Source organism: Vibrio sp. SCSIO 43135, from assembly GCF_023716665.1.
Classification (GTDB): domain Bacteria; phylum Pseudomonadota; class Gammaproteobacteria; order Enterobacterales; family Vibrionaceae; genus Vibrio; species Vibrio paucivorans.
This window is the reverse complement of sequence record NZ_CP071859.1, coordinates 640,363-664,025: the sequence shown is the minus strand read 5'-3', so window position 1 is coordinate 664,025 and position 23,663 is coordinate 640,363. Positions and strand designations below refer to the sequence as shown.

The 23,663-nt window shown below is 45.1% G+C and carries 20 protein-coding genes, 4 tRNA genes and 2 rRNA genes; 1 reads left to right on the top strand and 25 read right to left on the bottom strand.

Annotated features, from left to right (window positions below; genetic code table 11):
• Positions 1-222: 222 nt before the first annotated feature.
• The 19 genes from J4N42_RS03130 to trmJ all read right to left on the bottom strand — a co-directional run bounded on the left by J4N42_RS03130 (position 223) and on the right by trmJ (position 18,160).
• Entirely contained in the window at positions 223-1,092 is an 870-nt protein-coding gene (locus J4N42_RS03130; RefSeq protein ID WP_252029668.1) for an alanyl-tRNA editing protein, read from the bottom strand.
• A 62-nt stretch (positions 1,093-1,154) separates the two neighbouring features.
• A complete protein-coding gene (gene der, locus J4N42_RS03125; protein WP_252029667.1) occupies positions 1,155-2,642 on the bottom strand; it encodes a ribosome biogenesis GTPase Der in 1,488 nt (495 codons plus the stop codon).
• Between the two features lie 168 nt (positions 2,643-2,810).
• Positions 2,811-3,971, bottom strand: a complete 1,161-nt coding sequence (gene bamB / locus J4N42_RS03120) for an outer membrane protein assembly factor BamB (RefSeq protein WP_252029666.1) — start codon at positions 3,969-3,971, stop codon at positions 2,811-2,813.
• Between the two features lie 15 nt (positions 3,972-3,986).
• A complete protein-coding gene (locus J4N42_RS03115; RefSeq protein WP_252029665.1) occupies positions 3,987-4,601 on the bottom strand; it encodes a YfgM family protein in 615 nt (204 codons plus the stop codon).
• A gap of 48 nt (positions 4,602-4,649) precedes the next feature.
• Entirely contained in the window at positions 4,650-5,918 is a 1,269-nt protein-coding gene (gene hisS / locus J4N42_RS03110; protein WP_252029664.1) for a histidine--tRNA ligase, read from the bottom strand.
• Positions 5,919-5,943: 25 nt separating this feature from the next.
• On the bottom strand, positions 5,944-7,068 hold the full coding sequence (gene ispG, locus J4N42_RS03105) for a flavodoxin-dependent (E)-4-hydroxy-3-methylbut-2-enyl-diphosphate synthase (RefSeq protein ID WP_252029663.1): 1,125 nt from the start codon (positions 7,066-7,068) through the stop codon (positions 5,944-5,946).
• A gap of 9 nt (positions 7,069-7,077) precedes the next feature.
• Positions 7,078-8,055 carry a cytoskeleton protein RodZ gene (gene rodZ, locus J4N42_RS03100; protein ID WP_252029662.1) on the bottom strand — a complete coding sequence of 326 codons (978 nt, stop codon included), beginning with the start codon at positions 8,053-8,055 and terminating at the stop codon, positions 7,078-7,080.
• A 353-nt stretch (positions 8,056-8,408) separates the two neighbouring features.
• Positions 8,409-9,530: a dual-specificity RNA methyltransferase RlmN gene (gene rlmN / locus J4N42_RS03095; RefSeq protein WP_252029661.1), complete on the bottom strand. Its 1,122-nt coding sequence runs from the start codon at positions 9,528-9,530 to the stop codon at positions 8,409-8,411.
• 219 nt (positions 9,531-9,749) lie between these two features.
• Positions 9,750-10,175, bottom strand: coding sequence for a nucleoside-diphosphate kinase (gene ndk / locus J4N42_RS03090; protein ID WP_252029660.1), 426 nt, complete (start codon positions 10,173-10,175; stop codon positions 9,750-9,752).
• 62 nt (positions 10,176-10,237) lie between these two features.
• Positions 10,238-11,533, bottom strand: coding sequence for an aminopeptidase PepB (gene pepB / locus J4N42_RS03085; protein WP_252029659.1), 1,296 nt, complete (start codon positions 11,531-11,533; stop codon positions 10,238-10,240).
• A gap of 165 nt (positions 11,534-11,698) precedes the next feature.
• Positions 11,699-11,893 (bottom strand): Fe-S cluster assembly protein IscX, encoded by a 195-nt coding sequence (gene iscX, locus J4N42_RS03080; RefSeq protein ID WP_252029658.1) that lies wholly within the window; start codon positions 11,891-11,893, stop codon positions 11,699-11,701.
• Between the two features lie 36 nt (positions 11,894-11,929).
• Positions 11,930-12,268, bottom strand: coding sequence for an ISC system 2Fe-2S type ferredoxin (gene fdx, locus J4N42_RS03075; RefSeq protein ID WP_004747803.1), 339 nt, complete (start codon positions 12,266-12,268; stop codon positions 11,930-11,932).
• An 11-nt stretch (positions 12,269-12,279) separates the two neighbouring features.
• Positions 12,280-14,133 (bottom strand): Fe-S protein assembly chaperone HscA, encoded by a 1,854-nt coding sequence (gene hscA / locus J4N42_RS03070; RefSeq protein ID WP_252029657.1) that lies wholly within the window; start codon positions 14,131-14,133, stop codon positions 12,280-12,282.
• A 22-nt stretch (positions 14,134-14,155) separates the two neighbouring features.
• Positions 14,156-14,671, bottom strand: a complete 516-nt coding sequence (hscB, locus tag J4N42_RS03065; protein ID WP_252029656.1) for a co-chaperone HscB — start codon at positions 14,669-14,671, stop codon at positions 14,156-14,158.
• 64 nt (positions 14,672-14,735) lie between these two features.
• Positions 14,736-15,059 (bottom strand): iron-sulfur cluster assembly protein IscA, encoded by a 324-nt coding sequence (iscA, locus tag J4N42_RS03060; protein ID WP_252029655.1) that lies wholly within the window; start codon positions 15,057-15,059, stop codon positions 14,736-14,738.
• Positions 15,060-15,128: 69 nt separating this feature from the next.
• On the bottom strand, positions 15,129-15,512 hold the full coding sequence (gene iscU / locus J4N42_RS03055; protein ID WP_252029654.1) for a Fe-S cluster assembly scaffold IscU: 384 nt from the start codon (positions 15,510-15,512) through the stop codon (positions 15,129-15,131).
• Positions 15,513-15,567: 55 nt separating this feature from the next.
• Positions 15,568-16,782, bottom strand: a complete 1,215-nt coding sequence (locus J4N42_RS03050; protein WP_252029653.1) for an IscS subfamily cysteine desulfurase — start codon at positions 16,780-16,782, stop codon at positions 15,568-15,570.
• A gap of 29 nt (positions 16,783-16,811) precedes the next feature.
• Positions 16,812-17,315, bottom strand: a complete 504-nt coding sequence (gene iscR, locus J4N42_RS03045) for a Fe-S cluster assembly transcriptional regulator IscR (RefSeq protein WP_252029652.1) — start codon at positions 17,313-17,315, stop codon at positions 16,812-16,814.
• 113 nt (positions 17,316-17,428) lie between these two features.
• The gene (gene trmJ / locus J4N42_RS03040; RefSeq protein ID WP_252029651.1) at positions 17,429-18,160 is read right to left on the bottom strand and encodes a tRNA (cytosine(32)/uridine(32)-2'-O)-methyltransferase TrmJ; all 732 of its coding nucleotides are present in this window, start codon (positions 18,158-18,160) and stop codon (positions 17,429-17,431) included.
• Positions 18,161-18,337: 177 nt separating this feature from the next.
• Between trmJ and suhB the strand changes: the two genes are divergently transcribed.
• Positions 18,338-19,141 (top strand): inositol-1-monophosphatase, encoded by an 804-nt coding sequence (gene suhB / locus J4N42_RS03035; RefSeq protein WP_252029650.1) that lies wholly within the window; start codon positions 18,338-18,340, stop codon positions 19,139-19,141.
• Positions 19,142-19,834: 693 nt separating this feature from the next.
• Here suhB and J4N42_RS03030 read toward each other — a convergent pair.
• The 6 genes from J4N42_RS03030 to J4N42_RS03005 form a co-directional block, all read right to left on the bottom strand.
• Positions 19,835-19,911 (bottom strand) — tRNA-Trp (locus J4N42_RS03030).
• Positions 19,912-19,947: 36 nt separating this feature from the next.
• Positions 19,948-20,024, bottom strand: a tRNA-Asp gene (locus tag J4N42_RS03025).
• 41 nt (positions 20,025-20,065) lie between these two features.
• Positions 20,066-20,181 (bottom strand): 5S ribosomal RNA (rrf, locus tag J4N42_RS03020).
• 84 nt (positions 20,182-20,265) lie between these two features.
• A 23S ribosomal RNA gene (locus J4N42_RS03015) occupies positions 20,266-23,154 on the bottom strand.
• A 291-nt stretch (positions 23,155-23,445) separates the two neighbouring features.
• Positions 23,446-23,521: transfer RNA gene (locus J4N42_RS03010), tRNA-Ala, on the bottom strand.
• Positions 23,522-23,564: 43 nt separating this feature from the next.
• Positions 23,565-23,641: transfer RNA gene (locus J4N42_RS03005), tRNA-Ile, on the bottom strand.
• Positions 23,642-23,663: the final 22 nt, after the last annotated feature.

Genomic DNA, 23,663 nt, shown 5'->3' with positions numbered 1-23,663 from the left:
TAGTATGAGTTATACTGAGTGTTATTCTCCTACCATGATCTTTATATGATCATCCGCTTTATTCTATTTGATCAGCGATCTACCCTAAAAAGAATATTTATATCACCACACACCGAAAGCATAAGTTACATGTGCTGTTTTTGAATTTTAAACAATATAAAAAACCAAACAAAAACACCTAAAACAGAATAAACAGATTTTAATAAAAAGATCGCTTTGGGACTATGTCGGAATTACATCGGTGTGCATTTCAACGTTCTGTCCATCAATCTGACATAGAGAGACAGTAATACGAGCGAACTCATTCAATGAGGTGACATGCGTTCCTCCACAAGGAATCTCGGCAATTTCTCCTTCTTGTAAGTTACATCGCCAGTAACGAGAATCCGTTAATGTTTCACCATCACAATGCATCTCAACAATAGAAGATAACGATAGCCAATCAGACAATTGTGCATTAACTCGAGATTCAATACTTGCTAGATCCTGCAGCATTTCTGCACTGTTGAGCCCTCTTTTGCGCAGTGTTTTACCTAAGCGATAGCTATCGACACATTTATCTTCGGTTACGAAGCTTGTTTCTTGAGCATAGCTATTAAAATCGTAGTGACCATGAGGGTCTTTTCTATCCGCATCCTTGCGCCAGTAGCCATCGGCTAGCACCTTATTAAGCGCAAGATAAGCCAAATGTCCTGCGCTATGGCCTCGGCTCAATGCTAGTTGGCGCTCTTTATCGACACACAAGGTTATCAATTGCCCAACTGATAAGTCGATAGCTTGGTGAACGCAGTGAACTACAACGAATACCCAGCCATCACTATCACGTTTTACGGGGATCGCTTTGTCAACATACAGCTGACCCGTTGATAGCTCAATCGCACCGACTAAACTATCGAATACTTCGACATCCTGCTCGCCAACGACCAGTCTCCCGGTATCAGCAGGATGATCTGGCCAAATATGGCTAACAGGGTGAAAAGGGGTTTTATCTGCCACAACATAGCTAACACTGCCTTGCTTTTCGACAAGCTGCACTGTGGAATCAAGTTGCCAAACTTGATGGCAAAATTGAGTAATGGTTGGAGAGATCATAGCGTTGGTACTCTGTAATTTATGGGCATAAAAAAGCCCAAGTAGATACTTGGGCCAGTTTACTATTTTTTACGATCTTTCATCGCACTCATTAGGCGTTTACGCTTACGCTCTTGGGATAGCGTCATCTTGTTCGTTTTGCCTTCAAATGGGTTATCACTACTTTGGAAGTTAATGCGGATCGGTGTCCCCATGATCTCCAAAGACTTGCGATAGTAGTTCATTAGGTAACGTTTGTAAGAGTCAGGTAGATCGTTTACCAAGTTACCGTGAATGACTACGATTGGCGGGTTGTAACCACCAGCATGAGCATATTTAAGCTTAACACGGCGACCACGAACCATTGGTGGTTGATGGTCGTCAGTGGCCATCTTCATAATGCGAGTCAGTACCGATGTACCTACACGAGTTGTTGCCGACTTATAAGCTTCCTGAACTGATTCAAACAAGTGACCAACACCAGTACCGTGCAGTGCTGAAATGAAGTGGATTCGAGCAAAGTCTACGAAGCCTAGGCGGCGATCCAGCTCTTTCTTCACGTGCTCTTTCACGTCAGTGTCTAGACCATCCCATTTGTTGACAGCAATAACAATCGATCGGCCAGCATTAAGGGCAAAGCCAAGCAAGCTTAAGTCTTGATCTGAGATATTTTCACGTGCATCAATAACAAGAAGAACTACGTTCGCATCTTCAACAGCTTTAAGCGTTTTAACAACTGAGAACTTCTCAACAGTTTCATTAATACGTTTACGGCGACGAACACCAGCAGTATCAATCAACACGTATTCTCGGTCGTCACGCTGCATCGGAATGTAGATAGAGTCACGAGTCGTCCCAGGCATGTCATACACAACCACACGTTCTTCACCAAGAATACGGTTAGTCAGTGTTGATTTACCAACATTTGGACGACCAATAATGGCAAGTTTGATAGGCTGATCTTGAAGACGGTTGAACTCTTGTTCTGCTTCTTCTTCAGTGTAATCGAGCTTCTCTTCTTCTTCGTCTACGAAGTCAGTTAAATCTTCGATTTCGCCTTTTGCCTCTTCCGCCATTTTTTCTGCAAATGGGTTAAGAGCGCGATCGATCAATGCTCCAACACCACGGCCGTGCGCTGCCGCAATTTGGTACATGTTTTCCACACCAAGTTGCCAGAAATCTGCAGATGCAGCATCAGCATCGATACCGTCGACTTTGTTTACCACCAACATAGATGGCTTTTCAATCTTGCGAAGATGGTTCGAAATAGCGATGTCTGAAGGCGTTAGGCCAGCACGACCATCCACCATGAATAACACCACATCAGCTTCATCAATCGCCGCTAGCGACTGTTCAGCCATTTTAGTTTCAACACCTTCTTCAGTGCCATCGATACCACCAGTATCGATTACAATGAATTCGTGCTCACCAAGCTTAGCTTGGCCATATTTACGGTCACGCGTTAACCCTGGAAAATCCGCAACCAAAGCATCACGCGTACGTGTTAATCGGTTAAACAGCGTAGATTTACCTACATTTGGGCGCCCTACAAGAGCAACAACAGGTACCATAACAACCTCTACAATATTCTTTCTTATGTAGTTATAGGTAACGACTTGCATCCTGCCAAGCGTTAACAAGCCAGGCGTTACCTATAACCACATTCACTTTAGTTTATCTCAATAAAACGGCTCCTAGCTGTTTCCAACCAGGAGCCGAATGTGAATTGTATCACGAAATTATTTCTTGATCGTCAGTTTCTTTACATCGCCATTGCGCGTTGTAATTACATAACCATCAGGTAAAGCAACAGGACCAACGGCAAAGCCACTTTCGTCAACAAGCTGCTGTGCGACAAACTCACCACTCGAACGATCTATCCAGTACAAGTAACCTTCCGTATCACCAACAACGACATAGCCATTGATTATTACAGGAGCAGTTAGCAGGCGGTGCTCAAGTTGGTCGTTACTCCAAAGTTCGGTACCACTACGCGCATCAACAGCAGCAATATGATCTTTATCGGTTACGACAAACAAACGACTGCCATCACTGGCTAGATCTGTCGCGGAAGAATAAGTACGTTTCCAAATTGGTTTACCAGAACGAAGGTCTAAACCAATCAATTGTCCGTTTATACCAACAGTGTAAAGCGTTGTGCCTAAAATAACGGGAGACGCATCAACATCGACTAAGCGATCAATTTCAGTCGCCCCCTGAGGCATGCCTACAGGCTGTTGCCAAATGAGCTGACCACGTTCCACTATTGCAGCCGCTAGTCGACCATTAGCTGTGCCCCAGAAGACACCACCAGATACCGTTGCTGGAGTGCTATCTCCACGCAGCGTTAGGTTTGGAACTTCGGTGCTGATAGTCCACTTCTGCTCACCGCTAGTTTGATCTAAAGCGATTAACATGCCACGGCTAGTGTTCACCATAATGAAGTTGCTGTCAGCGACAGGTGCAGCCAACACTTCACCATCTACATCAACACGCCACTCAAGTTCACCTGTTTCAGCATCTAACGCAATTAGCTGGCCGTTTTCACTGCCAATAAACACTTTACCGTAAGCTGCTGTGATACCACCAGAAAGTCGAGCCGATGTCTCTTCTTCTAAATCGACTTCCCATTCAGTTTTACCCGTTTCTGGATTCAGCGCTTTCACCAAGCCTAATCGACTCGCAGCAAACACTTTTCCATAAGCGTACTCAGGAGTCAGCTTAGAGAAGAAGTGTCCAACACCATCGCCTACTGACGCCGACCATTGCTGTGAAGGCGTAAACTCACTTTGTACTTGTGGCACAGGCGCCATGATGATGGTGTCTTCTTCACCTGCACACCCAGCTAAAACACCGATGGTTGCAGCGGATAAAAGCACTTTGCTAAGCAGTTTTTTCATTAACAAGCGCCCTTATTACTTGGCTAGATCGTCCAGCTTCATTTGCAGAGTTTGACTCGCATCTTCCGCCTGTTGAGCTTCAGTGTAAGCAGCATAAGCCGCGGCTTCATCACCTTTACGCAGAGAGATATCACCACGTAGCTCAGCAATACGACCAGCCCAACTAGGATCCTTAATCAGTTCTAGTTCCGCCATAGCACCATCATAGTTTTTCTGCTCTGCTTGGATACGAGCGATACGGTAAGACGTCACCGCTTTAAGCGCGTCATCTTTAGAGTTGGCTTTAGCCCACTCTAACTGAGCAAGCGCCTCATCAAGGTTATTTGCTTCAACCTGTACTTTTGCTAACTGAAGAGCAGCAAGTACAGAGTATTCAGAGCCTTTGTTCGAATCAATGAATGTTTGAATGCTCGCTTCAGCGTCTGCGCCTTGAGTTTGTAGCGATGTAATTACACTTGTGTATGCTTCTGATGCTGCTTCTTGACCTTGCAGAACTGAATCCTGGTAATAGCGCCAGCCAAATAGGCCACCTAGACCAATAACGGCACCAAAGATCACGGCTTTACCGTTCTCTTTCCACCAGTCTTTAATCGCTTCAACTTGTTGTTCTTCAGAATCGTAGAGTTCCACTTCCTGTCCTCTTAATATTTCTTAAGTTTCAGTATCTATGACCAAAACTTACAGTAATTTTGCTAACTGCTCAGCTACTTCAGCTTGAGAGTACGTAGTTTGATCGCCGCCAATGAGATCTTTCAAAACGACATTAGATTCAGCGACTTCATTTTCACCAAGCACTAGAGCAACTGCGGCACCGACTTTATCAGCACGCTTAAATTGCTTCTTGAAATTACCACCGCCGAAATGGTTCATAACACGTAGCCCAGGAACCTGCTCACGAAGTTGCTCGGCCAGTTTCATTCCAGCCATCATTGTACCTTCACCCGCAGTCACCATGTAGACATCAACGCTACGACGAACTTCTGTTAGTTCTAGAGTTTCCATCATGAGAACTAAACGTTCTAGACCCATCGCGAAACCAACAGCTGGCGTTGGTTTACCACCAAGTTGCTCAACTAGACCATCGTAGCGACCACCGCCACATACCGTACCTTGAGCACCTAAGCTTTCAGTAATCCATTCAAATACCGTGCGATTGTAATAATCAAGGCCACGCACTAAACGTTCATTTACCGTGTATTCGATACCAGCAGCGTCTAGAAGTTCACACAAACCTGCAAAATGTTGTTTTGATTCTTCATCTAAGTAATCAGATAAGCGTGGTGCATCACCAAGGATTGCCTGTACTTCAGGGTTTTTAGAGTCCAATACACGTAGCGGATTAGTGTGCATACGACGCTTGCTGTCTTCATCGAGTACATCGATATGCTGTTCAAGATGAGCAATCAGTGCAGTACGGTAGTTTGCACGCGCTTCAAGTGAACCAATAGAATTCAGCTCTAAACGTACATGCTTGTCGATACCCAAATCACGCCATAGTCGAGCCGTCATCATGATCAATTCAGCATCTACGTCTGGACCATTTAATCCAAACACTTCTACACCACATTGGTGGAATTGACGGTAACGACCTTTTTGTGGGCGCTCATGGCGGAACATTGGCCCCATGTACCACAAACGTTGCTCTTGGTTATAAAGCAGACCATTTTCGATGCCAGCACGTACACAGCCTGCTGTACCTTCAGGGCGCAGCGTTAAGCTGTCACCATTGCGGTCTTCAAATGTGTACATTTCTTTTTCAACCACATCGGTCACTTCACCGATTGCACGGCTAAATAGATGAGTCATCTCAACGATTGGCATACGTACTTCATTGTAGCCGTATGCACTGATGACGTTTTTAACCGCACCTTCCACTTTTTGCCACAGTGGAGATTGAGTTGGGAGGCAGTCGTTCATGCCTCGGATTGCTTGGATTGTTTTTGCCACAGTACTTACCGTAATGTCGTTGAGATTAATTTGATTCGATTTGGTTTACATCAATGCGATTGCTTTCATCAAGCACTGATGCTTTTGCGCGAATTTTAGCTTCAAGCTGAGCAACAAGATCATCATTGTCAAAACGCTCTTTCTGACGTTTACCGTCCTCATAAAAAGCACTTTTCTTGTTACTACCCGCTAAACCTAGATGGGATACTTCTGCTTCACCTGGGCCATTAACAACACAACCAATAATAGAAACATCCATTGGTGTGATAATGTCCTCTAGACGCTGCTCTAGTTCATTGACTGTGCCGATAACATCGAACTCCTGACGTGAACAACTAGGGCAAGCAATAAAGTTTATGCCACGAGAACGGATGCGAAGAGATTTTAGAATATCAAAACCAACTTTGATTTCTTCTACAGGATCCGCAGCCAGGGAGATACGTAGCGTATCACCAATGCCTTCAGCAAGTAACATACCTAAACCAACCGAAGACTTAACTGCGCCCGCTCGTGCACCACCGGCTTCAGTGATACCCAAGTGTAGCGGCTGATCGATCTTGTTTGCCAAAATGCGGTATGAGTCTACCGCTAGGAAGACATCAGAAGCTTTCACGCTTACTTTGAATTTATCGAAGTTAAGTCGATCTAGAATATCTACATGGCGCATTGCTGACTCTACCAATGCTTCAGGCGTCGGTTCGCCATACTTCATTTGGATGTCTTTTTCTAAAGAACCGCCATTTACACCAATACGAATTGGAATGTTTTTGTCGCGTGCACAGTCAACAACCGCGCGAATACGATCTTCTTTACCAATGTTACCAGGGTTAATACGCAGACAATCAACACCATATTCAGCAACTTTAAGTGCGATACGGTAGTCAAAATGGATATCCGCTACTAGAGGAATGGATACCTGCTGTTTAATTTGCTTGAACGCTTCAGCCGCATCCATGGTAGGTACAGAGACTCTAACGATGTCTGCACCCACATTTTCTAACGCACGAATTTGAGCAACAGTTGCTTCTACATCTGTCGTGCGGGTATTTGTCATTGACTGCACCGCGATCGGGGCGCCGTCACCAATAGGCACATCGCCCACATAAATACGTGTCGATGGGCGACGTTTGATAGGAGACTCGTGTTGCATATTAACTTTCTAAGGTAAGGTGAATCTTGCTACTTTACCTGAAGTATACCCAGAAAGGTCGACAGGTTCACTCGCAAATGTCATCGAAACACTTTCTGGAGCACCAAGAATGACATTAAATGGCGCTTCACCGGATAACTCGAGGTTTTGGCCTGCTTTCTTTATGCCTGTAGATAAGGTTTTTCCATTAGCATCTTTTACTTGGATCCAACAATCCGCACTAAAAGACATGGCTAATAATTTGTCAGTAGAAATGACAACAGATTCAGGTTCTTCCACTTGCTCAACTTCAGGTAGCTGAGCAGGTACAGGTGATTCTTCTACGATGGCTTCAGACGTTACCTCATTTGCCACCTCAAGTTCGGAAGTGTCTGCTACTTCGGCTACCTCAGTAACTATAGGCTCAGCGGCGACTTCAGGCACTACCTCAACAACTTCTACGTCGTCCGATGGCTCCGCAGCAGAGGTTATCGTTGCAAAACTGCCTGGCTCAGAAGATTCATCTTGTACGACACTGACTTCTTCAGGTAAATCATCAATGATGGCTAAAGTGTCAGTTTGTTGGTTTTGCCACCACCACACAGAGGAAATACCAATCATTACAGCAAGGATACCCCAAGTGATCCCCATGATGCGGCTATCATGGCGCTCTCGTTTGGTTTTCTTGGAGAAGCTCAACATCTCATGTTCTTTATGCTGTGCACTTCCACAATCATCAAGCGCGCATAAAACGACAGACTCTTCCAGCCCTACCGCTTTCGCGTATGAACGCAGATAACCACGAGTAAATGTAGCGACCTGTCCAGATTCAAAGTTGTTTTCTTCAATTCCCTGAATAATCGATAAACGTAAGCGTAAGCGATCTGCAATTTGTTTTTGTGAAAGGCCTAACTCTTCTCTACGAGATTTAAGTATCGTACCCGCTTCAATTTTTGGTTGTTCCGTGTCCGTCTTTTGTTCGGTTACTGCGTCTTGTTCAGTACTCATTAGTGTTGTACTTCTCTGTCGTAGTTTTTCACTACTTTGTAACTTTCATTCTTTATTGTTAGTAGTTACTGTGCGGAAAAACAAAATTCATTCAGGGTTTCCCCTATTTAAACAAAGCAGATTTCAATGCTCTCCACTTCATTCCATGTCAAAAACCTGATGCAAAATTGATATTCAGGTTAATTTGCAATTCTAATAGATATTTGTCGTTAAACAACATTACCTTTATGTAGAAATCACAAGCAGTTCAAGGTTTTTCCTAATTTTTACAAAGAAAGGCTGAGAATGTTTCAGAATTTACAAATACAACAAAGCCAGAGCATGCTCTGGCTTTGTTGTATAAAAAATACGAGTTAAACCGCTTTCACGGGAATCGCTTCACCCGACAGCTGTTTTTGCTGAGTTCGCTTGGTTCTGTCAATCACGTCCCCAACTAACTGGCCACACGCAGCATCAATGTCGTCACCACGAGTTTTGCGAACCGTCACTGTATGCTCGTATTGCATCAATGTTTTCTGGAAACGGTCGATTCGAGAGTTACTTGGCTTCTTATATGGTGAACCCGGATACGGGTTAAATGGAATTAAGTTGATTTTACACGGAGTATCTTTCATTAGCTCCGCCAACTCACGAGCATGGTCCATGTCGTCATTCACATGATCAAGTAATACGTATTCAACGGTCACTTTGCCACGGTTAGCATTCGATGATGCAATATAGCGACGAACTGACGCAAGAAAATCTTGGATATCCCAACGATCGTTGATTGGCATGATTTCACTACGTAACTTATCGTTTGGCGCATGCAATGAAATAGCAAGTGCCACATCAATATTGCCAGTCATTTGATCTAATCCAGATACAACACCAGACGTAGAAACTGTGACACGGCGTTTAGACAAACCAAAACCAAGATCATCAAGCATCAACTCAAGCGATGGGATCAGGTTTTTCATGTTAAGCAGTGGCTCACCCATCCCCATCATCACGACGTTAGTGATTGGGCGTCGGCCAGTTTCTTTCTCGAGGCCAATCTCACGTGCAGCACGCCATACTTGCCCTATAATTTCCGATACTTTTAGGTTGCGGTTGAAGCCTTGTTGCGCTGTTGAGCAGAACTTACACTCGAGCGCGCATCCAACTTGCGAAGATACACACAACGTTGCACGGTCATCCTCAGGGATATAAACCGTTTCAACATCTTGGTCGCCAACTCGCATTGCCCATTTGATGGTACCGTCCGAAGAGTGCTGTGCATCTGATACGTAAGGAGCACGAACTTCACAACGATGTTGAAGCTTTTCTCGGAGCTTCTTATTAATGTTGGTCATTTTTTCGAAGTCATCAACACCAAAATGGTAGATCCACTTCATAACTTGATCGGCGCGGAATGCTTTCTCGCCTAACTCTTCAGCGAACAGTTTGCGTAATCCCTTGCGATCAAAATCGAGTAGATTGATTTTTTCAGTGGTCATGTAGCCTCTCAATGACGGAACAGTAATTAAGGGCGCGAATTGTACAGCGTTTGTTCACCTTCAACAAGGCTTGTAAACACAGTAATTTAGTAAGGTATTAATATAAGAAAGGTTATTTTTTATACAGAGAAATACAAGTACGTCTTTTTATCTCTGTACTAAAAAGAAAAAGCCTTGGCATATCGCCAAGGCTTTCAGCTATCACTATCATTCTGAGGATTAACGTGGGCAAATCTCAGATTCAGGGAAGAAGAACTCAATTTCGCGTGCCGCTGACTCTGGGCTATCAGAACCATGTACCGAGTTGTAACGCATACTCACAGCATAATCAGCACGGATAGTGCCACACGCCGCTTCTTCTGGGTTAGTTTTACCCATTAGTTCACGGTAACGAGCAATAGCATTTTCACCTTCTAGTACCTGAACCATAATTGGGCCAGAAGTCATAAACTCTTTAAGAGCTGGGAAAAACGGCTTGCCTTCATGCTCAGCATAAAAACCACTCGCATGCTCTTCCGTTAGGTGAACCATTTTAGCGGCAATGATTTGTAGTCCCGCTTTCTCAATACGGTGATAAATTTCACCAATCAAGTTTCTTTCTACTGCATCAGGCTTAACGATCGAAAATGTTCTTTCTAGAGCCATAAGGTATCCTTTTACTTCGATTATTGTAGTTATGACGGCAGCGAACTCGCTGCCAAATCTGATTAATTCGCTTGCTCAGTGAGGATGCGTGCAAGTGTTCTTACGCCCATACCCGTTGCACCTGCAGACCATTTATCACTTGCAGACTTACGGTAAGTACCAGCGCAATCAAAGTGCAGCCAACCTTTCTTGTAATCTTCAACAAAGTAAGAAAGGAATGCAGCAGCCGTACTTGCACCCGGTGTATAGTCACCGCTACTGATATTTGACAGATCAGCAAAATTAGAAGGCAACATTCCGCGGTGGAAATCGGCGAGAGGAAGCGGCCATAAGCCTTCTTTCTCTTCACGAGCAGCATTAAGCGCCTGATGCGAAAGCTCATCATCAAAACTCATTAGCGCGTGGTAATCATTACCTAGAGCATTTTTAGCAGCCCCCGTTAAGGTAGCGCAATCAATAATTAGCTCAGGTTTTTGCTCGCTCGCATAAATTAGACCATCCGCCAATACCAAACGTCCTTCTGCGTCGGTGTTCATGATTTCTACCGTCTTACCGTTTTTGTAAGTGATGACATCACCCAGTTTCAATGCACGACCTGAAATCATGTTCTCTGCACAGCAAAGAATTAGCTTAACGCGCTTGTTTAGACCACGCATGATAGCAAGGCCTAAACCACCAGTAATAGTACCTGAGCCACCCATATCAGCTTTCATTGCAGTCATAAAGCCAGACTGCTTAATGCTGTAGCCGCCAGAGTCGAACGTAATGCCTTTACCCACAAGACACGCATAAACAGGAGCATTTTCATCGCCTGTTGGATTAAAGTCGAGTTGTAACATTGCCGATGTGCGCTCAGAACCGCGACCTACCGCGTAAATCCCTTCCCAGCCTTCGGTCAGTAGATCCTTGTCTTTTACGATCTTAGCTGTGACAGTGCCTTCAGGAGCAACAGATTTAATGAACTCGGCTGCCATGGTTGCTAGCTGGCGGGGTGCTACTTCTTCAGCACTCTTGTTGATAATGTCACGAGTCCAATCCGTTGCTTTAATGCGAGCTTCGATTTCTGCTTGATCTGCGTCGGCAAGTGATTCCCACTCAAGCGTATTTAATTTCTTTGGACCACGGTAACCTTGTTGAAACGCCCAAATATTTTCAATATTCCAGCCTTCACCTTTCAAAAATACGGATTGAATACCCTGTGCATCCAGTTTACGCGCAGCACGTTGAACCGCACCAAGATCATGGCCTTCACCAAGATGAATGGTCGCTCCATTTTCTGAAAAAGATAAAATAGCTTTTTCTCCCCACTGAGGCTGGGCAGAATCTTGGCTGATGAATACTGACATCTGTGTAGACATGGTGTCTCCTTGTCTGGTGGTATTAGTGTTTACCATCGTTTTAGATAACGGTTCGATGTTAGCATTATGTAGGTCGAAAGTGTCAAATTGATAAAAAAACGGGCCATTAGGCCCGCTTTTTTTAGTAGAAATTGTTAACTGCACGATGTTTCTTCAACAAATCAATTAATCTACTTCGTCCATCCAACACAGAATAATTGCCTCTAGGATTTTCTCGTTAGAGCGATTTGGTTCATCGTCAAACTCTTCTAGATCCATCACCCACTGATGCAAGTCAGTAAAACGCACAGTCTTTGGATCTGTATCTGGGTATAGGTCGCACAGTTCAATTGCGATATCTCTTGAATCCGTCCATTTCATTGCCGTACTCCTTGCTTTACTTCACTGTTATAAAGTTTAGTGGTCTTCCGACGCATGGTTTAACGTGTATTTCGGAATTTCAACAACTAAGTCTTCGTCCGCTACTTTAGCTTGGCAGCCAAGACGAGATTCTGGCTCTAAGCCCCAAGCTTTATCAAGCATATCGTCTTCTAGCTCATCGCTCTCTTCTAACGAATCGAAGCCTTCACGAATAACAACATGACAAGTTGTACAAGCGCATGACTTCTCACACGCATGTTCAATACCAATACCGTTTTTCAGTGCAACATCTAATACAGTGTCGCCCGAATTCGCCTCTAAAACAGCCCCTTCTGGGCAAAGATCTTCATGAGGTAATACTATAATCTTAGGCATTTTATTGTCTCTTAAATATCGTTAACCGATTGACCGGAAAGCGCCGCGCGAATAGATTTGTCCATGCGGCGTGAAGCAAACTCTTGGCTCGCTTTGTCTGTATCTTTGATCCCCTGTTCAATCGCAGGAGAGTCATCACCATTGCGTAGCGCAATGAGGCTTTCAATTGCTTTTAATAGTTGCTGCTTCTCCTGATCCGACAGTAACTCATCACCATCAGCCTGCATTGCAGCAATCAGTCCTTCAATGACGCGATCGGCTTCGACACGTTGTTCAGCCAAAGCACGAGCATCCATATCTTCCTTCGCATAGGTCATTGAATCTTTAAGCATATTAGCCACTTCATCATCACTTAAACCATACGATGGTTTAACCTGAATCTCAGCTTGTACACCTGTACTCTTTTCCATTGCAGTCACAGACAATAGACCATCTGCATCCACCTGGTAGGTCACACGAATATGCGCCGCACCGGCCGCCATTGGAGGGATGCCTTTTAGAGCAAACCGAGCAAGCGAACGGCAGTCATCAACCATTTCGCGCTCCCCTTGCACTGTGTGCACCGTCATCGCAGTTTGGCCATCTTTAAACGTGGTGAATTCTTGAGCTCGCGCAACTGGGATTGTCGTATTTCTTGGAATGATTTTCTCAACCAAGCCCCCCATAGTTTCAATACCAAGCGAAAGAGGGATAACATCCAGTAGTAACATCTCTGAATCAGGTTTGTTACCTGCCAAGATATCAGCTTGAATCGCAGCACCAATCGCTACCACTTCGTCTGGGTTAATGCTTGTCAATGGTGTACGACCAAAGAAGTCACCAACAAGTTCGCGAACAAGTGGGGTTCGAGTTGAGCCTCCAACCATTACGACTTCCATTACTTCATCAGCATCGACTTCAGCATCTTTCAATGCACGACGGCATGAGAGCAATGTTTTTTTCACCAACTGTTGAATGATCTCTTCAAACTTCTCACGCGTTAACTCGCCTTGCCACCCAAGCACGTCAACCTTAGCTTTACCTTCAGTTGATAACGCAATTTTCGCTGCTGTAGCCGCATCCAACAGAGTACGGTTTTGCTCAGCAGAAAGAGGACTTGCTATACCAATTTGCTGCTGGAAATGCTCTGCCACTAGATGATCAAAATCATCACCACCTAACGCTGAGTCACCGCCAGTTGCTAGTACTTCAAATACACCTTTTGAGAGACGCAAAATCGATATATCAAACGTTCCGCCACCAAGATCATAAACAGCAATAATGCCTTCTTGTCCGGAGTCTAGGCCATAGGCAATAGCTGCAGCGGTCGGTTCATTCAATAAGCGAAGGACATGTAAACCAGCTAGGTTCGCTGCATCTTTAGTTCCAGCACGCTGGGCGTCGTCAAAATAAGCAGGTACGGTAATAACAACACCAGCAAGCTCACCGCCGAGTGTTTCTTCAGCCCGTTGACCAAGAGACTTTAATATCTCAGCCGAAACTTGAATCGGATTCTTATCACCTTGATTCGTAACCAGTACAGGTAAACCGTTATCACTCTCCTTGAACTGATATGGCAGTGAAGGATAACGGCTTTGAATATCGTTAAGTGAACGGCCAATCAAACGTTTAACAGAAATAATGGTATTTTCAGGCTCAGATTGCGCTTTTTCTCGAGCATCGTAGCCAATTTTAGATTCCTCGCTCGCATAGTTGACTACCGAAGGGAGAATACTGCGACCTTGGCTATCAAGCAGAGTTTTTGCTTCTCCTGAACGAACAGAAGCCACTAATGAATTAGTCGTTCCTAAATCGATACCCGCAGCCAATTTATGTTCATGCGGTGCACTGCTTTGTCCTGGTTCAGCAATTTGTAGTAGCGCCATTGCGTAATCCTTATTATTTCAACTAGCCGAGAAGACGATCTTCGACTTGTTCAATTTCACTTTTTAACTTGGCTATAAATTTGAGTTTGCGAACAGTATCTGCAGCTTCTGCCCACTGTGCTGTTCCCAATTGCTCTGTCACTGAAGTAAGGTGTTGCTTGTAATTCTTCGTTACCTTGCTCTCAAAGTTGAACAGAGCATCCTCAGGAGAGTTACTTGAGGATATATCTTCTAGCTCTTCACGCAATTCCATCTGTTCCATCAAGAACATAGGATCTTGCATCGTCTGTTGCTCACCACGGATTTCTACACCGTTCTCTGCTAAAAGGTACTCTGCGCGAGATATTGGGTGCTTTAACACCTGATAGGCATCATTAATTTGAGCCGCCTTTTGAACGGCCATAAGACGATCTCGTTCAGAAGCCGTAGCAAAGTTGTCTGGATGGAATCGTTTTTGAAGCTCTCTAAACTGAGAAGAAAGAAGGCTACCGTCCAATTCAAACTGGATAGGTAGCCCAAATAACTCAAAGTGGTTCATGAAGAATTTTGTCCTAGGTTACAGGCTCTAGGCCTGATAGACCTAGAGAGACACTATCAAATCGTTATACGTTAAAGCTCTCACCACAACCACATTCGCCCTTCGCGTTAGGGTTGTTGAATTCAAAGCCTTCATTTAAGCCTTCTTTAACGTAATCAAGTTCAGTACCATCAAGGTACACTAAGCTTTTAGGGTCAATGATAACCTTTACGCCCATATGCTCAAAGACTTGATCTTCTTCATTCAGATCGTCGACAAACTCTAGTACATAAGCCATACCCGAACAGCCCGTAGTCTTAACACCTAAACGCAAACCGATACCTTTGCCTCGATTGTCTAGGAATGTTTTCACACGGCTTGCCGCTGTTTCTGTCATAGTAATGGCCATACTGCACCTTAACGTTTCTTAGGTAATGAAGTAAAACAGGGAGCGCAACGCACTCCCATTGTCTTTATTTTATTGGTCGTGTTTCTTTTTGTAATCCGCAACTGCAGCTTTAATTGCATCTTCTGCAAGGATTGAGCAGTGTACCTTCACTGGCGGAAGTTCAAGCTCTTCTGCAATCTCGGAGTTTTTGATTGCTGCTGCGTCGTCGATGCTCTTACCCTTTACCCACTCAGTAACAAGTGAGCTAGATGCAATCGCACTACCACAACCGTAAGTTTTAAATTTTGCATCTTCGATAATGCCTTCTGGCGTTACCTTGATTTGCAGTTTCATTACGTCACCACACGCAGGAGCACCAACCATGCCGCTACCTACAGAAGGATCTTCTTTATCGAATGAGCCAACGTTACGTGGGTTCTCGTAGTGATCAATTACTTTTTCGCTATATGCCATGATATTTTCCTCGAATCCTCTAGTTCTATCCTTAGGGTTTGTACTTTGAACTGAATTAGTGGTGTGCCCACTCAACAGTGCTCAAATCAACCCCTTCTTTATACATATCCCATAGAGGAGACATGTCGCGCAGCTTGGTTACCGCTACACGGATTTGTTCAATTGCGTAATCCACTTCTTCTTCTGTCGTGAAACGACCGAATGAGAAACGAACTGAGCTGTGTGCTAACTCGTCATCTAAACCAAGAGCACGTAGTACGTATGAAGGCTCTAGGCTTGCAGATGTACATGCACTGCCTGATGAAACCGCTAAGTCTTTCAAAGACATCAGTAAAGACTCACCTTCTACAAAAGCAAAACTGATGTTTAGGTTGTGAGGTACACGCTGCTCTAAGTCGCCATTTACCGTTACCGCTTCAAGATCTTTTACACCAGCGAATAGACGGTTACGTAAAGCAAGCGCGTGGTCGAAATCTTTCTGCATATCTTCTTTAGCGACACGGAATGCTTCGCCCATACCAACAATTTGGTGAGTAGGAAGTGTACCTGAGCGGAAACCACGCTCATGACCACCACCGTGCATTTGCGCTTCTAAGCGGATGCGAGGTTTGCGGCGAACATACAATGCGCCAATGCCCTTAGGACCGTAAATTTTGTGTGCAGACAGCGAGATAAGGTCAACTTTCATCTCTTGTACATCGATAGGCAACTTACCCGCTGATTGCGCAGCATCAACGTGGAAGATGATTTTACGTGAGCGGCATAGCTCACCAATTGATGTGATATCTTGAATTACACCAATCTCGTTGTTCACGTGCATAATAGAAACTAGAACAGTGTCTTCACGCATTGCTGCTTCAAGCTTCTTGAGATCGATAATACCGTTTGCTTCTGGCTCTAGATAGGTAACCTCATAACCTTCACGTTCTAACTGACGGCATGGATCAAGTACTGCTTTGTGTTCAGTCTTACAGGTAATGACGTGCTTACCTTTTTTACCGTAGAAGTGCGCAGCACCTTTAATAGCTAGGTTATCTGATTCAGTTGCACCAGAGGTGAACACAATCTCACGTGGGTCAGCATTCAATAAGTCAGCGATTTGTTCACGAGCTGTATCTACTGCTTCTTCTGCCTGCCAGCCATAACGATGTGAACGAGATGCTGGATTACCAAAAGTACCATCCATCGTCATGTACTGAACCATTTTTTCAGCCACACGAGGATCAACCGGGCAGGTAGCTGAATAGTCGAAATAAATAGGCAGTTTCATTTTCTACTCCAATGTAAACATCGCCGCTATTAGCGTGCGTTAGTACCGATTACTGCGGCACCTTTATTATCTTGTGCAAAACCATGGCTTGCAGCCAAATCAAGATCCTGACGATCAGAAATCTCTAACACTTCGTTGTCGTTCATGAGCTCACCAAGCGTAATGCCGTTTAGAAAGCCACTAATACGTGAGCTTAAATCGCGCCATAGGGTGTGAGTTAAACAACGAGTGCCGCCTTGGCAATTTCCTTTACCGCTACATTTTGTCGCATCGACGGACTCGTCAACAGCCGCGATCACTGTACCGATAGCAATTTCGTGAGCATCTGTTCCTAAACGGTAACCACCGCCTGGCCCGCGAACACTCGCGACTAAGCCCGCTTTGCGTAACTTAGAAAACAGCTGCTCTAAATAAGAGAGAGAAATACCCTGTCGCTCTGAAATATCAGCAAGAGGTACTGGGTTTTGTTGCGAATGTAGAGCCACATCTAACATGGCTGTCACCGCATATCTTCCTTTAGATGTAAGTCTCATATCACACCATATCCACATTGTTTATGTGGTAAGAAGTTTTTCATACCTGACTAATTTGGTCAAGTATTTATTTGACTAATTTAGTCAGGTATTTAACCATTAACTTAAAATGGTTATTTTACGCCTTTGTTTTGTTTCTCTATTGCTGTCAAAACACCACGTAAGATATTGATCTCTTGTGCTTCAGGACGAGCTCGGCTAAATAAACGGCGCAGCTTATTCAGAACCTGACCAGGTTGTTCCTTGGAAATAAATTGGGTATCAACCATCACTTTTTCAAGGTGGTCGTAGAACATTTCAAGCTCTTTATGACGAGGGTATTCTGCAACTTGCTCGGCAGAGTACTGAGCTTGTTCACGATTAAGATGCGCAACTCTAATTTCGTAACTTAGTGTCTGCACAGCCATAGCTAGGTTAAGTGAGCTATATTCAGGGTTTGCAGGAATGCACACATGATAGTGACACTTCTGTAGCTCTTCGTTCGTTAGACCTGTTCTTTCTCGACCAAATACGATTGCCACTGGATGTTTCAATCCCTCAGAAGCAAACATTTCACCACACTCTCTAGGCTCCAACATTGGCCACTCAAGAGTGCGAGAGCGAGCACTAGAACCCACTACCAAGCCACAATCACTCACTGCTTCATCTAGAGTAGAAACAACAACGGCATTTTCAGCGATGTCACTAGCACCAGCAGCTAATGCTAGCGCTTGACCATCGACTTCACACTGAGGGTCAACTAGGACAAGGTTACTTAATCCCATAACTTTCATAGCTCGAGCTGCAGAACCTATATTTCCTGAGTGGGAAGTTCCAACTAAAACAACTTTAACTTTATCGAGCATGACCATAACCAGTGAGAATCAAAAAACTGCAAGATACTAACACAAACCTCAGTAAATTTGTGCCTGTGTTTGTAAATGCCGCATTGCAAGGCTAAAAAATAACCACTTCCCTTTTCGTTAATCTCTGATATACTGCGCCCGCTTTTTTCGTTCTTTAACATCCGTTGGGAAATATGTATGCATCCAATGCTTAACATTGCCATTCGCGCTGCGCGCAAGGCAGGCAATCACATTGCTAAATCGCTAGAAAACTCTGATAAAATTGAATCGGCTCAGAAAGGTACACACGACTTTGTTACTAATGTCGACAAAGAAGCTGAAAGTATCATCATCGATACAATCAAAAACTCTTATCCAGAGCATTCTATTGTTGCGGAAGAAAACGGTCTTATCGAAGGTAAAGATAACGACGTACAATGGATCATCGACCCACTGGATGGAACAACAAACTTCCTTAAAGGCTTCCCACATTTCTCTGTTTCTATTGCGGTACGCATCAAAGGAAAAACAGAAGTAGCTTGTGTTTACGATCCAATGCTGAACGAGCTATTCACTGCTCAACGTGGCGCTGGCGCTCAATTAAACAATGCACGTATTCGTGTAAATCAACTGAAAGATCTTCAAGGTACTGTACTTGCGACTGGCTTCCCATTCAAACAGAAGCAACACTCTGAATCTTTCATGAAGATCATGACATCTCTATTTACAGAGTGTGCTGATTTCCGTCGTACAGGTTCTGCTGCACTAGACCTATGTTACTTAGCTTCAGGCCGAGTAGATGGTTACTTTGAGCTTGGCCTTAAGCCTTGGGACATGGCTGCAGGTGAACTTATCGCTCGTGAAGCTGGCGCTATCCTAACTGACTTCTCTGGCGGTACTGAGTACATGAAGTCTGGCAACATTGTCGGCTCAAGTGCTCGTGGCGTTAAGTCAATGCTTAAGCACATCCGTGAAAATGGTAATGAAGCGATCCTAAAGTAATTCGCCTCTTTACATATGTGAATATTGAAAGCCCTGCTCATTCGAGCAGGGCTTTTTTGTTCTTGAAACTTTGGCCGCTTAAATGAGCACTACTAAAGGCATGTGCAGTCCCTGCTTAGGTCGACACTACATGGCGAAAATAGTTTTACTAGAGCCGTACGCACTCTGAACTTAAAGTGGGATAAAAGAAGCTATCCTCTATGTGCGAACTAATGCTAGGTAAGCCCTTACGATTTAGCGTGCTAAGCCCACTATCACTCTTAAAAGCAATAAATACAAAGACCAAATATCTCCACTGAAACCTTCAATAGGACAAAGTTGAACGATTCAAACTGCTGACGCAGCAGTCTTGTATATCAGAGATATGTAATCTCAATAATCATATGAACACCAAAAAGCCAAGTGGCTTTGTTTTCGAAGGTTAGTCTAAGGCCTTTAATGTAGAAAGGGGGAATGGACCAACACTCTTGAGAGTCAAACTCCCACAAAAGCATCCATTGGCATTGTGTTCTGATACATTAGCGACGATTACAGTTACAGCTAGATAGCAAAAAGGCTCTAGCCTTTCGACTAGAGCCTTAACTATGCAGGGGTAAATAATATTAGGCTGGTCTGGCGATCCAACTCCCAATATCGCTTCGTAGAAGCAACAGATGTTAAAAAGCCCCAGCGTTTCCGCTGAGGCTTGGTATATGGCAGGGGTGGAGAGATTCGAACTCCCAACACGCGGATTTGGAATCCGCTGCTCTGCCAATTGGAGCTACACCCCTATCTTCAGTTTTTAAGAGCTGAAACTCTGAAATAAATGGCGGAGTGGACGGGACTCGAACCCGCGACCCCCGGCGTGACAGGCCGGTATTCTAACCAACTGAACTACCACTCCGCAGTGGTATCACTCGCCTGAGCAAGTGTCCAAAATTTAAAGCCTGGCGATGTCCTACTCTCACATGGGGAAGCCCCACACTACCATCGGCGCTATTGCGTTTCACTTCTGAGTTCGGCATGGAATCAGGTGGGTCCACAACGCTATGGTCGCCAAGCAAATTCTTAATTCGGAAAGCTGTTTCGTTCTACACTACATTCAATGTTCTTATCTGAGTCCATCAAAACCCCTTGGGTGTTGTATGGTTAAGCCTCACGGGCAATTAGTACAGGTTAGCTCAACGCCTCACAACGCTTACACACCCTGCCTATCAACGTTCTAGTCTCGAACAACCCTTTAGGACACTTAAAGTGCCAGGGAAGACTCATCTCAGGGCTCGCTTCCCGCTTAGATGCTTTCAGCGGTTATCGATTCCGAACTTAGCTACCGGGCAATGCGTCTGGCGACACAACCCGAACACCAGAGGTTCGTCCACTCCGGTCCTCTCGTACTAGGAGCAGCCCCCTTCAATCTTCCAACGCCCACGGCAGATAGGGACCGAACTGTCTCACGACGTTCTAAACCCAGCTCGCGTACCACTTTAAATGGCGAACAGCCATACCCTTGGGACCGACTTCAGCCCCAGGATGTGATGAGCCGACATCGAGGTGCCAAACACCGCCGTCGATATGAACTCTTGGGCGGTATCAGCCTGTTATCCCCGGAGTACCTTTTATCCGTTGAGCGATGGCCCTTCCATACAGAACCACCGGATCACTATGACCTGCTTTCGCACCTGCTCGAATTGTCATTCTCGCAGTCAAGCGGGCTTATGCCATTGCACTAACCTCACGATGTCCAACCGTGATTAGCCCACCTTCGTGCTCCTCCGTTACTCTTTGGGAGGAGACCGCCCCAGTCAAACTACCCACCAGGCACTGTCCTCAACCCAGATAATGGGTCTAAGTTAGAACATCAAACATACAAGGGTGGTATTTCAAGGATGGCTCCAACGATACTGGCGTACCGTCTTCAAAGCCTCCCACCTATCCTACACATGTAGGCTCAATGTTCAGTGCCAAGCTGTAGTAAAGGTTCACGGGGTCTTTCCGTCTAGCCGCGGGTACACTGCATCTTCACAGCGATTTCAATTTCACTGAGTCTCGGGTGGAGACAGCGTGGCCATCATTACGCCATTCGTGCAGGTCGGAACTTACCCGACAAGGAATTTCGCTACCTTAGGACCGTTATAGTTACGGCCGCCGTTTACCGGGGCTTCGATCAAGAGCTTCGACCGAAGTCTAACCCCATCAATTAACCTTCCGGCACCGGGCAGGCGTCACACCGTATACGTCATCTTACGATTTTGCACAGTGCTGTGTTTTTAATAAACAGTTGCAGCCACCTGGTATCTGCGACTCTCAATAGCTCCATCCGCAAGGGACTTCACCGTCAAGAGCGTACCTTCTCCCGAAGTTACGGTACCATTTTGCCTAGTTCCTTCACCCGAGTTCTCTCAAGCGCCTTGGTATTCTCTACCCGACCACCTGTGTCGGTTTGGGGTACGATTCCTTACAATCTGAAGCTTAGAGGCTTTTCCTGGAAGCATGGCATCAATGACTTCACTACCGTAGTAGCTCGACATCGTGTCTCAGCCTTAAAAAGAGCCGGATTTACCTAACTCTTAAGCCTACGCACTTGAACCTGGACAACCGTCGCCAGGCCCACCTAGCCTTCTCCGTCCCCCCATCGCAATTGTAAGAAGTACGGGAATATTAACCCGTTTCCCATCGACTACGCCTTTCGGCCTCGCCTTAGGGGTCGACTTACCCTGCCCCGATTAACGTTGGACAGGAACCCTTGGTCTTCCGGCGAGGAGGTTTTTCACCCCCTTTATCGTTACTCATGTCAGCATTCGCACTTCTGATACCTCCAGCAGGCTTTACAACCCACCTTCAACGGCTTACAGAACGCTCCCCTACCCAATGCAATAAATGCATTGCCGCAGCTTCGGTGTATAGCTTAGCCCCGTTACATCTTCCGCGCAGGCCGACTCGACTAGTGAGCTATTACGCTTTCTTTAAATGATGGCTGCTTCTAAGCCAACATCCTAGCTGTCTAAGCCTTCCCACATCGTTTCCCACTTAGCTATACTTTGGGACCTTAGCTGGCGGTCTGGGTTGTTTCCCTCTCCACGACGGACGTTAGCACCCGCCGTGTGTCTCCCGGATAGTACTTACTGGTATTCGGAGTTTGCAAAGGGTTGGTAAGTCGGGATGACCCCCTAGCCTTAACAGTGCTCTACCCCCAGTAGTATTCGTCCGAGGCTCTACCTAAATAGATTTCGGGGAGAACCAGCTATCTCCAGGTTTGATTGGCCTTTCACCCCTAGCCACAAGTCATCCGCTAATTTTTCAACATTAGTCGGTTCGGTCCTCCAGTTGATGTTACTCAACCTTCAACCTGCCCATGGCTAGATCACCTGGTTTCGGGTCTATATCCAGAAACTCGACGCCCAGTTAAGACTCGATTTCTCTACGGCTCCCCTAATCGGTTAACCTTGCTACTGAATATAAGTCGCTGACCCATTATACAAAAGGTACGCAGTCACACCACGAAGGTGCTCCTACTGCTTGTACGTACACGGTTTCAGGTTCTATTTCACTCCCCTCACAGGGGTTCTTTTCGCCTTTCCCTCACGGTACTGGTTCACTATCGGTCAGTCAGTAGTATTTAGCCTTGGAGGATGGTCCCCCCATATTCAGACAGGATATCACGTGTCCCGCCCTACTCGATTTCACTGATTATGATGTGTCGGTTACGGGGCTATCACCCTGTATCGCGAGACTTTCCAGACTCTTCACCTGCATCATTAAAAGCTTAAGGGCTAATCCAATTTCGCTCGCCGCTACTTTCGGAATCTCGGTTGATTTCTACTCCTCCGGGTACTTAGATGTTTCAGTTCCCCGGGTTCGCCCTGTTAACCTATGTATTCAGTTAACAGTAACTGCTTATGCAGTTGGGTTTCCCCATTCGGAAATCCCAGACTCAAATGGTTTTTACTACCTAATCTGGGCTTATCGCAAGTTAATACGTCCTTCATCGCCTCTGACTGCCAAGGCATCCACCGTGTACGCTTAGTCACTTAACCATACAACCCGAAGGGGTCTTTACGTATGGCAAACAACCAAGGTGTGTCTCTCATTATTTGAATGAGCGAGAGACATTCGATTTTGCCGGACTCAAATATGAATAACTCGAAAGTTATTCCCAAGAACACTTGAATGTGTGTTGGTACCTACATCTCTAAGAGACATAGGATTTGAGAACTTTTATTTGAATAACATCAATCAAATGTTATTCGTCAGCTTTCCAAATTGTTAAAGAGCTAGATTCATTTAAGAACCATTTTTAAAAACACTATCGCTAATGCGCTTAAAGATGGTGGAGCTAAGCAGGATCGAACTGCTGACCTCCTGCGTGCAAGGCAGGCGCTCTCCCAGCTGAGCTATAGCCCCATCAAGGTGTCGATACTATCAGCCAATCCCCTGGGAGGAAGATTGGTGGGTCTGAGTGGACTTGAACCACCGACCTCTCGCTTATCAGGCGAACGCTCTAACCACCTGAGCTACAGACCCAGTATCGTCTCTTAAACTTTTT

What these genes read in the sequence shown, in the direction of transcription:
- J4N42_RS03130 (WP_252029668.1), bottom strand. Translation starts at nt 1,092, where the DNA reads ATGATCTCTCCAACCATTACTCAATTTTGCCATCAAGTTTGGCAACTT.
- der (WP_252029667.1), bottom strand. Translation starts at nt 2,642, where the DNA reads ATGGTACCTGTTGTTGCTCTTGTAGGGCGCCCAAATGTAGGTAAATCT.
- bamB (WP_252029666.1), bottom strand. Translation starts at nt 3,971, where the DNA reads ATGAAAAAACTGCTTAGCAAAGTGCTTTTATCCGCTGCAACCATCGGT.
- ispG (WP_252029663.1), bottom strand. Translation starts at nt 7,068, where the DNA reads ATGCAACACGAGTCTCCTATCAAACGTCGCCCATCGACACGTATTTAT.
- rodZ (WP_252029662.1), bottom strand. Translation starts at nt 8,055, where the DNA reads ATGAGTACTGAACAAGACGCAGTAACCGAACAAAAGACGGACACGGAA.
- rlmN (WP_252029661.1), bottom strand. Translation starts at nt 9,530, where the DNA reads ATGACCACTGAAAAAATCAATCTACTCGATTTTGATCGCAAGGGATTA.
- ndk (WP_252029660.1), bottom strand. Translation starts at nt 10,175, where the DNA reads ATGGCTCTAGAAAGAACATTTTCGATCGTTAAGCCTGATGCAGTAGAA.
- pepB (WP_252029659.1), bottom strand. Translation starts at nt 11,533, where the DNA reads ATGTCTACACAGATGTCAGTATTCATCAGCCAAGATTCTGCCCAGCCT.
- iscX (WP_252029658.1), bottom strand. Translation starts at nt 11,893, where the DNA reads ATGAAATGGACGGATTCAAGAGATATCGCAATTGAACTGTGCGACCTA.
- fdx (WP_004747803.1), bottom strand. Translation starts at nt 12,268, where the DNA reads ATGCCTAAGATTATAGTATTACCTCATGAAGATCTTTGCCCAGAAGGG.
- hscA (WP_252029657.1), bottom strand. Translation starts at nt 14,133, where the DNA reads ATGGCGCTACTACAAATTGCTGAACCAGGACAAAGCAGTGCACCGCAT.
- hscB (WP_252029656.1), bottom strand. Translation starts at nt 14,671, where the DNA reads ATGAACCACTTTGAGTTATTTGGGCTACCTATCCAGTTTGAATTGGAC.
- iscA (WP_252029655.1), bottom strand. Translation starts at nt 15,059, where the DNA reads ATGGCCATTACTATGACAGAAACAGCGGCAAGCCGTGTGAAAACATTC.
- iscU (WP_252029654.1), bottom strand. Translation starts at nt 15,512, where the DNA reads ATGGCATATAGCGAAAAAGTAATTGATCACTACGAGAACCCACGTAAC.
- J4N42_RS03050 (WP_252029653.1), bottom strand. Translation starts at nt 16,782, where the DNA reads ATGAAACTGCCTATTTATTTCGACTATTCAGCTACCTGCCCGGTTGAT.
- iscR (WP_252029652.1), bottom strand. Translation starts at nt 17,315, where the DNA reads ATGAGACTTACATCTAAAGGAAGATATGCGGTGACAGCCATGTTAGAT.
- trmJ (WP_252029651.1), bottom strand. Translation starts at nt 18,160, where the DNA reads ATGCTCGATAAAGTTAAAGTTGTTTTAGTTGGAACTTCCCACTCAGGA.
- suhB (WP_252029650.1), top strand. Translation starts at nt 18,338, where the DNA reads ATGCATCCAATGCTTAACATTGCCATTCGCGCTGCGCGCAAGGCAGGC.